Source organism: Lysinibacillus sp. RS11 (assembly GCF_042019215.1).
GTDB classification, from domain to species: Bacteria; Bacillota; Bacilli; order Bacillales_A; family Planococcaceae; genus Lysinibacillus; species Lysinibacillus xylanilyticus_A.
Window position 1 is genome coordinate 1,971,095 of the sequence record NZ_CP168124.1, and the last position, 13,230, is coordinate 1,984,324.

The following is a 13,230-nucleotide window of genomic DNA, read 5'->3' on the forward strand; positions in this document are numbered from 1 at the left end:
TTATTGACTACTCAAATATGTCTTTCTTAAATGCTTTTAGTTTTTCGTTGATTTTTTTTGCTTCTTTTTTATCCTTTTGCCATGACAGTAAACGAACTAGGAGATAGATTACGGCAATTTGTAAGGCCAAAATGATGCAATCTAATACACTATTCACAATACCAAAAATACTACTAAGGGTAATCAATAGAATCTCTAAAGTGAAAAAGTGTATGGCCATTCTTATCCGCATTTGCTTCTCGCTTATAGCATTAGGAGAATACAAAATAAATCCAATTGAGGCGCTTAAAAATGAAAATGCCATAATGATATAAATCGAATTCAAATCAAAGGACATATCGGGATAAAACATTTGTCGCAAAATAGTAATGATCATGATGATGGATGCGAAGATAATCAAGAAATCTTTAACAATCTTCTGTACAAATGCGCTAGTTCTCATTTTTATCCCTCCTTTTATAATCCAAGCATATTTTTAAGGACTGGCACATACTGTCTTGATACAACAGCCCGTTCCCCATTATCAAGTACCGCTTCAAATCGGCCACTTATGGACGGATTAATAGAAGAAATTTTGGCTATGTTCAAAATTGTTGATTTGGATGCACGAAAACAGCTCTTTCCCTGTAATAATTCCTCAAGCTCATAAAGCTTTTGTTTTACCTCAAAAACGTTTTCCTTGCAGTAAAGAAAAACCTTTCCATCAACTGCCTCGAAATAATAGATAGCACTAAGCTTAATACGGTGAACTCTATCATTTTGATAGCCGAGTACAATGAGGTTTTCAGTTTTCAGCTTATTTACGATTTCGTATATTTCGTCATTCACTTCATGACATCTGATGAGGATTTCTTCTTTCATTTCTTTGCTTATTTCTTCTATTCTAATTTTCATATTATCACCTGCGAAAATTCAAATTATTTCAGGTCGACTAAGGATTTTTGTTTTTCATTGTTTTCAAGTGTTCGCGCGTTGATTAGTACAATCGGATCGGGATAATACTTCCATCCTTCAGACTACTTTATTATAACACTCCATATACAGTTCTATTTTACATTTTATTTGATTATTGGGATTTATACTAAGATATTAGCCAGAGTCTATTCATTTTCCTCAATTAAGTTTAGGAGAAAAGGCAGCGGTACAGGAAAAGTGTAGTGCAGCTTATAACAATGTTAAAGTCAAACGGTTAGAGAACTTGTGGGGCAAAAAGGAATCATGGTTGTGTAAATCGATTCTCATAATAATTTCTGATCTTACTTGACTAACAAAGATAGCAGTTGACAATACAAGGTAGAATACTGACAAGGGGGAGTGTTGAGCAAAAGCTGAGAACATAAGTGAAATGAATTCTACAAATAAGGCTCATCACCAAAAGGTGTGGGTGACATTGTTAAGAAGTTGTTTTGTATATAAGTTGATTGTAGTGGAGGCTGGGCTACTTCCTTGGGGATCACAGATGAGACCTTGTAGCGAGAGAGTAGGGGAACGGCCTCACTCATTCCTCGAGTTTTTATTTGTCTTAAGAAAAGCAGCCTGCATTTGATGATGTTAAATCGCATGAAATTCCATACCATAAAGATTTCTTGTCTTTACCGCACTCGTTAAGATTCTAGTAAAAAATGGATGGTCACTACCATTGTGCTTCCGTGTTTTCATTTTTCTTTTAAAAAGCAAAAAAACAACGAAAATTATTATAAGTAACTGAAAACACAAAAAAGCCAAAACCGCTTTATGAATGGGTTGTGGCTTTTTATGTTTATTTAAAGTTTATAAATATCGTCCCTGTGTTCCCGCACATTCTTATACTTCACGGAACAGATTTCTTCTAACATGCAAAAGTTCATTCGACATTTCTCAGGGAGTGACAATGGATTATTTTTTATAATTCTATTTTCTGGTCAACCACGTTTCTCTAGATTTTTAGCAGTTTTACTTTGGTCAACATCCTTTTGGTTTTTAAAGGTACCCATGAGGAAATCATAGGCAGGATTCGTAACACCATACCAGTAATTTTCATTTTTGAAATGATGCCATAAATGAACCTTTTTCATCCAACGCCCCCATGGAGATATTGGCTGTATGGGGCGATGGGCGATATAATGCTTCCACTCATAAAACAATAAAAAGAGCATGATGCCTGCAATAAATGCGTTTGTCATGATAAAGCTAGATGAAAGAAAATAAAAAATGGCTGCTACAATTACAATGTTTGGCACACTATACCATAAGGGTAAAAATAATAAATGTAATTCATTCGGACTTGAATGGTGGTCATAATGTAAGCGTTTAAGCATTTTTAACAAAAAAGCATTCTTTGGTGGTTTCAGATGAAAAAGAAACCTGTGTGTAACATACTCAGCTAAGGAATACATAATCATGCCCAGAATAAAAGCACCCAAAATTCCGAAAGAGGTTAAATGTAGAATCATATAACCAAAGCTAATGAGGAATAGACAGCTCATGATTAATATATCAGGGTAGGAAAAATATTCTTTCATATATTTCATTTTCATTGATCACGCCTCCAGCATTTTTTATTTTTTTCTATCTTTCCAAAGAGCCAAGCTTTTCGCCATTGTTGTCGTAGATAACCTTTCCGCCTCCATTGCATCTCCCTTTAATGCAGCTTTTAATAACTCGTGGTAATAGTGGAAGGACAACTCACGATGATCTTTTACAGAAAAAAATCTCTTCGCCATATCTATATAAATGGAATCGAAGCTATTCAAAATAAGTAGAAAGATTGGATTGGCAGCCAGACCAGCACACTTTTTTTGCAAATCCCAATCAAATGCTGCGTAGCTTTCTGCACAATCTTCAAGCTGCTCTAGATTGGCAAGGAGAGCAACCACTTTCGGTTGATTAAACGTAACAGCATCACGAATATAAGTCGGAGTCAAAGAACTTCTTAATTCTAATAAGTACATGACGAATTCATCTGTAATGGTATGATGATTCTCAACAATATTAACAAGTGTCGATAGATTCCCATTGCGCCAATAATCATTTACAATCGCAGGCATTCCTTTTCTCCCTGTTATCCATCCACTCTTTCCTAAACGTTGAAGTGCTTCTCGAATAGTTGGACGACCAACCCCAAATTCTTTTGCAAGCTCTCTTTCCGGCGGTAAAGTACTTCCTATAGAATAAACACCAGCCAATATAGATCTAATTAATTCATTCTCAATTTTATCTGAGGAGCGTTCTTTTTCTTTCAAATCCTCTTCCCCTTTGTTTTTTTGGTAATACAAATTAAAGACAGTGGTAATACCAAAAAGTATATATCAAGTTTGAATTTTCTGTCAATGGAATGTGGCGAAATTTTATTAGAGAAGCAACGATCCAATTAGATCTAATGGTTTCCCTAAGATTATGGAACCTTACACAAGACAATTCGACGAATATTGAAAGAAAACGAATCAGAGAATTACTAGAAATTATTGAGAAAGAATTTGATTTAGACTACAAAATTGAAGTGAAGGTCATACCAAGAAGCGGCGTGAAAATTGCGGACCGCATCTTCATCAATCAAGATTAAGAGTTTCATTAGCCTGCGTTCCATGAAGAAGATGTTGAGAAGGGCATCTGTTAGGCATACGAAATAAAGCGGGAGTTTTTAGCAAACAGAACCGTTATTCCTTGTTGCCTAGATGGTGAGAGGAAATAGTCATGATAATTCAATTTCTGGAGATAGTTAGAGCCCAAAACCTTGTAGATGGTTTTTCACGAAGAGTGGGAGTGATGGAACTATGTAGAAAATGCGGATTTCGCAAACGGTTTGGAAAATAGATAGGCAAATGGCTAGGATATAGTAAGTTAGATTGAGCCATACCTCATTTAGATATAATGAGGTAAACCTGATCAAAAGTAAGTGCGTTTTTTAAAAACAGGCACATTCGCTTCATGCGAACGTGCCTGTTGGAATTGTATTTCTACTAAAGTATATGTTGCATTTGTATAATTGCTCATTTCATTTTTAGGCTGATTTCTTTTGTTTTTGGTCTAAAAGATGACAAAAGAAAGTTAGTAGACTTGCACAGACTGCAACGATTCCACCGACCCATGTTACATTCATCAAATTCCCTTGATGGTATACAATTCCGCCTAATGCAGAACCAAAAGCGATGCCTACATTGCTTGCCACTGGCATAAGTGAAGCAGCGAGTCCTGTAGCATTTGGCTGATAAATTCCGGCGAGGTCTATTAAATATAGCTGAGTAGATGTTGTTAAGAGGATGGCCATTAACGACATGAAGCCAATGTTTACCAGTCCTAAAATAAAGTGATTTGTTGTCCAAAATAAACTTGTCAGAACAACTGCCTGCACGAGAAAAACAAACCGAAGGCGACCGATTGGATTGTGGCTGGCAATTTTACCGGCAAGGATGTTGCTGAAAATCGAGATAAACCCATAAGCAAATAAGATTAAACTAATTGAATGATCGGGTGCTCCCATCCCCTTTAAGATCGGAACAAGGTAAGTAAAGACGGCATAAGTTGCGCCAAATCCGAGAGCAGGAATGAAAAAAGCCATCAAAATTCGTGGCTTGGTCATTAAAGAAAACTGATCCCGTATCGAGCTGCGTTCTTGGCTGAGACCATTAGGTAAGACAAAAAAGGATGCCAAAAACGCCAATCCTCCTAGGAAAGTGGTTAACATGAAAGTGGCATTCCAACCGTACCGTTCGGCGATGACAATACCAATTGGCACTCCAACGACATTTGCAAGTGTGAAACCACCAAAAACGAATGATATCGCAAGTCCGCGTTTTTTAATTGGCATGGTTTCACTTGCAACAATCATAGCTAGAGAGATTAATACTCCTGTTACAATCGCTGTCATAATCCGAAGTACAAGGAGCATGAAGTAGCTCGTCGAAATGACGCACAAAGCATTCAAGACGATGAAAGATCCTATCAAAAACAACATCCATTTACGCTTTGGTAAATGACTTGTTGCTGACATCACTAGGGGTGTGGCGATGGCAAACGTAATGGCAAACGCAGAGACGAGTGTGCCTGCCTTTGCATTTGTCATATGAAGACTCGAAGAAATATCTGTTAAAATTCCGACAATAACAAATTCGCTTGTCCCGAGTACAAATGTTAATAAAGAGAGTGTTAAAATGAGCAACCAATGTCGCTTGGTTAATTTTGTGGGGTGCATAAATACCTCTTTTCTTAGATGTATGTAAATGTGTCACAGAGTAAATACACAACCTGAACATCATACCACAAAATTTTTAGCGAGAAAAACCCTTTCTTAATCAATAGAACACCACAATCGACAAGGCTGTAGAGTAAGAAGAAGACTATTAAAGTATGCATATTTTTGTTGAATGATTAAGAAACGGACTAAGTACATGGAATGCAATAGTAAACATTAAAAGCTTTACATTGACGTTGCGTAAAGGATTAAGCTTTTAGAAAAGGGGGCGATAACGTGGGAAAAGTAAGGATCAATTTAATCAATAGCTTGGATTTCTATGAAAAGTGTTTACTAGGAAATGTTAATGAGAATTCATTCCGTTATGACTTGATGCAACCAATGAAAACAATGTGGGATTATTTAAATGTACCGTTAAAAGCAACACAACCTAATGGATACGATGTTGTTATGGCATCAGAGATGTTAGGGATTTGGACGCCTAGAAAATCTATTCAACAAGTTGAAGATAATCTACCAGAGCTTGTAGAATCTAGAATTTTTGATGAATATCAGGAAGTGATTTCAAAAGGAATGGATGCATTTGAAAAGATCGGTTATTCTATTCCACTAGAAAAAATCGACATAACTATTCTTTTAGGGGATGAAGATAGTCAAGAAATGAAAGTAAATAAAGGATATTCAGGTTTTGGTGGAATACCGGGATATATTTTGCTAATGGCTGTTCCTAATGATTTTAATAAGAAACGATTAAAATCCGCTTTAGCTCACGAGTTTAATCATAATGTTCGTTTTACATTTGAACCATTTAATCATGGTGACGTGACTGTAGAAGAATATATAGTATTGGAAGGTTTAGCTGAATGTTTTGCTGAAGAAATGTATGGGAAAGAATTGATTGGACCTTGGATTGAAGATTTTGATCAAGAAGAGATGGCGTACTCAATCGAAGTGATAAAAGAAGGACGAAAGACGAAAGGTTTTGGGGAAGTATCAGCTTATATGTTTGGTGATGAGGTTGCTAAGAGAAAGGGGTATAGTCCAGTTGGTTTATCAGGGAATGCAGGTTATACTATTGGTTACCATTTGATTAAGAAATACTTAGCTAACAGTAACAAGAGCATTGCCGAAGCGACACTGACTCCTACTGAAGAAATAGTGAGCGTCTCTAAATTTTTCGATTAACCTCACTTACAACTGATCGGTAGGGCAACAACGGATTAATAAATAATCAAAATTTATTACTAAACTACACCTAATAATCAATCAAACTATTTCTCAATGAAAACGAGAAATAGTTTTTTTATGTGAAAAATGGTTTTTATGTTGTTTTACTTTGTTTATATGTTTATTTTTACAACTTGTTAATAAAAGTACAACATCTGATTAATAATTTGGCTTTACAATGTGAAACAGGAGGTGACATGAATGCAAATAAAATTTTCAAAGGCTGCGTTCTTTTTATTACCGGTTGGAATACCTCTTATACTCTTTTGGATCATTCCGAATTTGTTTAGTTTAGGTATTAGTTTTACAGACTGGGATTTCATGACAAATGATTTTCATTTTGTTGGTTTAGATAACTATTTCAATTTGTTTACCCAGGCATCATTTAAGCAGGCATTGCTAAACACTCTTTATTTTGGATTTGGGACAGTTATTCCAACAACTGTATTAGGATTAGGTTTTGCTCTGTTCTTTAGAAAAAATTTCAAAGGCTCTGCCATTTATAAATTGATGATTTTTTCACCATGGGTAACACCAACAGTAGCTGTATCGATTGTATGGTCACTTCTATATGAACCGGAACTAGGTGTTATCAATAAGCTGTTAGGTTTAGTAGGAATACCTGGTTTGGAATGGCTTAAGAGCAGTGAAACCGCAATGCTAGCAGTTATTATTGTAACGGTTTGGAAACTAGTTGGATGGACAATGATTTTCTATATTGGTGCATTAGAGAAAGTACCTGATAGCTTATATGAAGCGGCGAGTATCGATGGAGCAAATGCATGGCAAAAGTTTCGACATGTCACACTCCCAATGGTTTCACCAACAACTTTTTTCTTAATTGTTGTGAATACGATTGTATCGCTGCAAGCATACGATCAAATTAAAATCTTAACACAAGGTGGGCCGAGTGGTTCGACAAGAACATTACTCTATTTATTCTTTGAACAAGCATTTGAACAATTTGATATGGGATCAGCGACAGCCATCGCATTTATCATATTAATCATTACAATCCTACTATCGTTTTTAAACAAGATAATAGGTGACAAGTGGGTGAATTATTAAGACATGAGTAATCGAAAAAAGACGCCATTGATTTTCAAGCATCTCTTTTTAGCTGTATCAAGTATCTTGTTTGTCTTTCCTTTTATATGGATGATCCTTAGTTCGTTTAAAACATCCAGTGAAGTACTACAAGGTAGTTTTTGGCCAAAAGAATTCCATTGGGAAAATTATTCTGAAGTATTAGAAATCATTCCTTTTCACACGTATATCTTTAACAGTTTCTATACTTCTTTGCTGATTACAATCTATGTTCTTATTTCGTCAGCGCTCTTTGCTTATATGTTGGCATTTTATAAATTTAAAGGGAAAGAATTAACGTTTGGCGTTGTCATGGCAACATATATGATTCCAGGTGCTGTATCGTATGTTCCTGTTTATGTGATGTTAGCAAAAATGGGAATTCTTAATACCCATTTCGGATATATTATTTCTTTAGCAGTTAGTGTATTTGGGATTTTTTATTTAAGACAAGCGTTCCTTAAAGTTGGTTATGAAATTGTAGAAGCAGCCAAAATTGATGGAGCTAGTGATTGGAAAATCCTTTGGAAGATTGTCTTTCCGGTGACACGTTCATCATTTGTAACACTAGGTTTAGTGACATTTATAGAAAACTATAATAACTATATTTGGCCAGCGTTAGTATTAAAAGATAACGATAAAAAATTAATCACAAATGGGATTGCTGATTATTTCATTAATAGCTCATTAGGTAGGGATTGGTCACACATTATGGTTGCAAGTACAATCGCTACAGTCCCACTTTTACTTGTATTTTTAGTATTGCAAAAATGGTTCCTCTCAGGTGTTTCTGATTCTGGAATAAAAGGTTAACTAATTTTAAAGGAGGCATTTCATGATGAAGAAATTATTAACGCTTTTTATGGTTGTATCATTATTTGTTAGTGTACTAGCAGGATGTTCTGGAGGAGAAGGAAATACAGTTAAGGTAACGAAAGAAGGGGAAAAAATCGTTGTCCCATTTATTAACGGAGTTGGGGGGTCCCTTGCGGATCGTTTAGATAAGATTGTGATGGAATTCAATGAAAGTCAGGACAAGTACGTTGTAAAAACGACAAAAGCAGGCAACTACGATGAGTCTTATCAAAAGCTTCAAAGTGGATTTGCGGCAAACAATCAAGAAGCCATAGCTTTACTAGGTTCAGACGTTATTCAAAACTACATTAACAAAGATTTAGTTGTCCCAATCGATCCATTTATCAATAATGATAAAGAATTGAAAATAGAGAATTATGGTAAAGGTTTTGTTAGTCAAGCAACAGTAGATGGGAAAATATATGGAATTCCTTTATATGGTACAACTCAAATACTTTATTATAATAAAAAAGTATTAGAGGAAAATGGCTTTACTACGGATGACTTAAAGACATGGGAAGGGCTTGAGAAGGTAGCTGAAAAAGTATCAAAACGTGATGAAAATGGCAACGTTCAATATGCAGGGTGGATGCCAATTTGGGGTACGACAAATTTAATTGATTCGGTTCGAAGTGCTGGAGGAAATGTATTAAGTGAAGACGGAACAAAAGTTTTAATTAACGATGAAACATGGGTAAAGGTATGGGAGAAATACCGTAAGTGGCTTCATGAAGATAAAATCATGAACATTCATACAGGTGGTACTGGATGGGAATATTGGGATAACACAATTATTGATTTTGTTGAAGGTAAAACGTTAGGATATACAGGTTCATCTGGTGACCAAGGATTTGTCTACAAATCGTTAGGTGAGGGGATGGATGAGGCGGAAAGACTGGCTACGTTTGGAGCCGTTCCGCAACCAGGCTGGGGTGATCATAAGCCAGCACCGAAATTAGAAGCATATTTTTTCACATTAACTAGAAATATTGATCCAGAAGTAGCACAAGGTGCATATGAGTTTATGAAATTTGCGACAACTACTGAAAAAACAGCTGAATGGTCAATGGAAACAGGCTATATCCCTGTTCAAAATAATGTCACTGATTATAAGCCTTATGCAGAATTCGTAAAAAAACAACCACAGGCGTTAGTTCCGTTAGAGCAAGCGAATGAATATGGCGTTTCACCATTTATTGATCCAACAGGCGGAAAAATCTATGATGCACTAGATATAGCGAAAGATAAAGTAGAAATCGAAGGGATCTCTGCTAAGGAAGCATTAGATGAAGCAGCAACAATTGCCCAGCAAGAATTAGACAAAGTAAATAAATAAAACTTTTCGAAGAGAAATGGTGGTGCTTCTCTTTTGAATGGAAGAAGTACCTTTATTGTCTTACAGTTAGAACAAAATAATAGGTTTTAAGTTAGAGGAGGCAAAAAAATGAAAAAAGGAATCATCTTCGATAAGGATGGCACATTAATACAGCTCGATTCGGTTTGGTATAAAATCGTTGATTGTGTACTTCATGACGTCTTTCAAAAGTATCCGAATGAAAAGAACAAACGAAATGAATACTTGCAAATTATTGGAATGGACAATAATGATTTTGAGAGTACGAGCTTACTAGCTAGTCAAACGAATTCCTTTATTGCAGCGGCATGGTATTCAATAGTAGAAGAAAAAAAGAATGTGAAAAAAGGGGAATTTATACATGATGTGTGTGCGTCATTCAAAAAGCATTCAACATCAGATGACCTCGTATTTACAGAAGTACAAGGTGCACAAGAAACACTAAAATATTTAAAAGATCATGCGTATATTATCGGTATTGTGACAGCAGATGATATTGATGCAGCTGTTCATTCACTTAAAATGACTAAGCTTTACGAGTATATAGATTTTTTAAGTGCTGATGATGGAATCAACAAACCTAAACCTTATAGTGATTGTTATCATAAGTTCAAAGATAAATTTCTACTGAATGATGAAGAAGTTTTAATGGTAGGTGACACATTAACTGACATTCGATTTGCACGAAATAGTAATATTGAAGTTGCAGGAGTTCTTTCTGGTGCATGTAGGAAGGAAGATCTTGAAGGAAAAGCGGATTATATTATAGATAGTGTTAAAGATATTCAAAAGATTTTATAGCACATTGTTATTAAACGAGAGAGGTCAAGCCAACTAAAAACAATGACTATTTTAACTTCTTTCAGCTAATGGTTTTGTAGCGAAAGCAAAGGTCAGCTACAGAAGTCTCTTAACTCAATAAAAAACAGGTAAAAAAGCCAGATAATGGGCTGAAGCTAAATTTTCTAGGAAGACAGTAAAATATTAAGGGGTTATAAGTGCTCTTAGTAAATGTTATTGTCTGATATTCAAAAATTTTATTACACAGAAGGTGAAACGGATGAAATTAGGCTTAGAAACAGAAACCTATCACTTACTTTTTCAAAATGGTCACATGGATATTTTTGATTTTATTAGAACAACAGCAGAACATGGATTAGATGGCGTCATGATTAATGTCATTGCTTATCCTGGCGATAAATATTTGCATCCTAAGTGGGGAGCTCTTGGTGGCGCTGAACCGGATCATTTGCAGAAGGTACGTCAGGAAATCGAAAAATATGGATTATACGCTGAGATTGACGCAAGAGGAACAGAACCTGACCATTTATCAGAGGTTATCGAAGTAGCACATAAAATTGGGGCAGATGTGATTCGGACGTATTGCTGTCCAGGGAAATATGATAAAGAATTACTAGATCAAGCACCGAATAATATAAAAAAAATTGTGCCACTTCTAAAAAAATATCGAATTAAACTTGCCGTTGAAAACCACGAGGAAGAAATAGCTGATGAAATCATACAAATTGTCAATGAGGTAAACAGCTATTGGGTAGGCGCTCATTGTGATTTTGGAAATTCAATGATGGCATGGGAAGACCCTGTGGAAGCAGCAAGAAAGCTCGCTCCATATACGTATACAACCCACTTTAAAGATCATATTATCATCGAAGCAAAAGATGGTTATAAAGTGTGCGGTGTTCCAGCAGGGCAAGGGAATATTGATTTAGATGAAATCTTTAAAATTATGGTGGAGCATTCTCCGTTAACAAGAATTAATATTGAAATGTGCTATCCTTATGTAGCTCAGTTTAAAAGGGAAAAAGGTACAGGAGGGGTTTTTGAAGTAGGCGAAGGTGCGTTCAAAGTAGAGGATCCTCCATTTGATCGAAATGTTATCGAGCCAGAAAATTATTACTATCCTGCTGAAGAACATTTAGAAGAGCTGATCGAAAAACAAATTCAAGGTGCTGAACAATCGATTAAACATGCAATAGCGCTTAGAGATAAGTATTGTAGATAACGTCAATTTTTAATCTCATCACCAAAAATTAGGAATTATATTTGTTAAAACATATGCAATGTCTATAAGTTGATTGGAGTGGAGGCTGGGCGACTCCTTGGGGATCAGCGTCACAGATGAGACCCTGCAGCGAGCAACGCGAGTGAAGCGGCTCATCGGACGCCCCCAGGAAGCTCTGCTCTGCGCGAAAGCGAAGCGTCAGCGGCAAAGCGCCCAGCCGGAACGGAAATCAACCCAACATTATGGTAATGAGCTAATCTTCACTTGAAAATCACAATATTAGGAGGCAATGATGGCTCAGCTATTATTCGAACATATTTATAAAAAATATGATAATGATACAACAATCGTAAAAGATTTTAACCTAGAAGTGCAGGATGGAGAATTTATCGTTTTTGTAGGACCTTCAGGTTGTGGGAAATCGACGACTTTACGTATGATTGCAGGTCTTGAAGAGATTACAGATGGAAACTTTTATATTGATGGACAGCGGATGAATGATGTTGCACCTAAAGATCGAGATATCGCAATGGTTTTCCAAAATTACGCTCTTTATCCACATATGACGGTTTTCGAAAATATGGCATTCGGTTTAAAACTTAGAAAGTATAGCAAAAAAGAGATTGAAGAACGTGTAAAACATGCAGCGGAAATCCTTGGGCTTGAAGAATATTTGGAGAGAAAGCCAAAAGCTCTTTCAGGTGGACAACGGCAGCGTGTGGCATTAGGACGTGCGATTGTTCGGAATGCAAAAGTTTTTTTAATGGATGAGCCGTTGTCAAACTTAGATGCAAAGCTTCGTGTTCAAATGCGTGCCGAAATTTCAAAATTACACCACCAATTGCAAACAACAACGATCTATGTTACGCACGATCAAATCGAAGCGATGACGATGGCTTCACGTATTGTTGTGTTAAAGGACGGCATCATCCAACAAGTGGGTACACCTAAAGAAGTTTATGATAGACCAGCGAACGTATTTGTAGGAGGTTTTATTGGCTCTCCTGGAATGAATTTTTTCAAAGGAACATTAACGGAAAGTGCTTTTATTGTGGGAGATTGGAAGCTTCAGGTGCCAGAAGAGAAGCTAGAGTGCTTTAAAAATAACGGGTATATGAATAAAGAAATCATCTTAGGTATACGACCAGAAGACTTCTCTGTTAGTCAAACATCTGAAGACTTACCACATCAAACGAAGGTAACAGTCCATATTGAAGTGGCAGAATTAATGGGTTCGGAAACATATCTCTATTCGAATCATGATGGTCAATCTTTCGTTGCACGTGTTGACTCCTCAACCGATGTGCAAAGCCAATCAAAGATGGACCTTATGTTGAATATGGAGAAAGCTCATTATTTTGATGCTCAAACTGAAAAAAGAATTATTTTATAAATCATCATTATTGAAGTAGCTTTCTATATAAGATATAAAAAGAGATTTAGCTTAAGACCTAAATCTCTTTCTATATAAGATATAAAAAGAGATTTAGCTTAAGACCTAAATCTCTTTTTGCT

At 35.9% G+C, this 13,230-nt stretch carries 12 protein-coding genes and 2 pseudogenes; 9 read left to right on the top strand and 5 right to left on the bottom strand.

The window, feature by feature from the left end; all coding sequences use genetic code 11:
* Positions 1-7: 7 nt before the first annotated feature.
* From AB9L17_RS09880 to AB9L17_RS09895, 4 genes and pseudogenes are all read right to left on the bottom strand, one after another.
* Positions 8-442, bottom strand: coding sequence for a DUF3021 family protein (locus tag AB9L17_RS09880; RefSeq protein ID WP_223555651.1), 435 nt, complete (start codon positions 440-442; stop codon positions 8-10).
* A gap of 14 nt (positions 443-456) precedes the next feature.
* A complete protein-coding gene (locus AB9L17_RS09885) occupies positions 457-894 on the bottom strand; it encodes a LytTR family DNA-binding domain-containing protein (protein ID WP_223555648.1) in 438 nt (145 codons plus the stop codon).
* 988 nt (positions 895-1,882) lie between these two features.
* Positions 1,883-2,516 (bottom strand): annotated as a pseudogene (locus AB9L17_RS09890) (sterol desaturase family protein).
* 21 nt (positions 2,517-2,537) lie between these two features.
* On the bottom strand, positions 2,538-3,221 hold the full coding sequence (locus AB9L17_RS09895; RefSeq protein ID WP_223555645.1) for a GntR family transcriptional regulator: 684 nt from the start codon (positions 3,219-3,221) through the stop codon (positions 2,538-2,540).
* 101 nt (positions 3,222-3,322) lie between these two features.
* Between AB9L17_RS09895 and AB9L17_RS09900 the strand changes: the two are divergent.
* Positions 3,323-3,792, top strand: a pseudogene (locus AB9L17_RS09900) (radical SAM protein); the annotation flags it as partial.
* A gap of 187 nt (positions 3,793-3,979) precedes the next feature.
* Here AB9L17_RS09900 and AB9L17_RS09905 read toward each other — a convergent pair.
* Complete coding sequence (locus AB9L17_RS09905; RefSeq protein ID WP_068986275.1) at positions 3,980-5,170, bottom strand: MFS transporter; 1,191 nt, start codon at positions 5,168-5,170, stop codon at positions 3,980-3,982.
* A 276-nt stretch (positions 5,171-5,446) separates the two neighbouring features.
* On the opposite strand from AB9L17_RS09905, the gene AB9L17_RS09910 reads away from it, so the two are divergent.
* From AB9L17_RS09910 to AB9L17_RS09945, 8 genes are all read left to right on the top strand, one after another.
* On the top strand, positions 5,447-6,355 hold the full coding sequence (locus AB9L17_RS09910; protein WP_375200506.1) for a DUF2268 domain-containing protein: 909 nt from the start codon (positions 5,447-5,449) through the stop codon (positions 6,353-6,355).
* A 243-nt stretch (positions 6,356-6,598) separates the two neighbouring features.
* Positions 6,599-7,465 (top strand): carbohydrate ABC transporter permease, encoded by an 867-nt coding sequence (locus AB9L17_RS09915; protein ID WP_068986277.1) that lies wholly within the window; start codon positions 6,599-6,601, stop codon positions 7,463-7,465.
* Positions 7,466-7,468: 3 nt separating this feature from the next.
* Positions 7,469-8,296: a carbohydrate ABC transporter permease gene (locus AB9L17_RS09920; RefSeq protein WP_068986278.1), complete on the top strand. Its 828-nt coding sequence runs from the start codon at positions 7,469-7,471 to the stop codon at positions 8,294-8,296.
* 25 nt (positions 8,297-8,321) lie between these two features.
* Positions 8,322-9,674 (top strand): ABC transporter substrate-binding protein, encoded by a 1,353-nt coding sequence (locus tag AB9L17_RS09925; RefSeq protein WP_068986327.1) that lies wholly within the window; start codon positions 8,322-8,324, stop codon positions 9,672-9,674.
* A gap of 108 nt (positions 9,675-9,782) precedes the next feature.
* Complete coding sequence (locus AB9L17_RS09930; RefSeq protein WP_068986279.1) at positions 9,783-10,493, top strand: HAD family hydrolase; 711 nt, start codon at positions 9,783-9,785, stop codon at positions 10,491-10,493.
* 259 nt (positions 10,494-10,752) lie between these two features.
* Positions 10,753-11,715: a sugar phosphate isomerase/epimerase family protein gene (locus AB9L17_RS09935; RefSeq protein ID WP_068986280.1), complete on the top strand. Its 963-nt coding sequence runs from the start codon at positions 10,753-10,755 to the stop codon at positions 11,713-11,715.
* A 97-nt stretch (positions 11,716-11,812) separates the two neighbouring features.
* Positions 11,813-11,983, top strand: coding sequence for a hypothetical protein (locus tag AB9L17_RS09940; protein WP_375200507.1), 171 nt, complete (start codon positions 11,813-11,815; stop codon positions 11,981-11,983).
* Between the two features lie 24 nt (positions 11,984-12,007).
* Positions 12,008-13,108 (top strand): ABC transporter ATP-binding protein, encoded by a 1,101-nt coding sequence (locus AB9L17_RS09945; RefSeq protein WP_068986281.1) that lies wholly within the window; start codon positions 12,008-12,010, stop codon positions 13,106-13,108.
* The last annotated feature ends 122 nt before the right edge of the window (positions 13,109-13,230 follow it).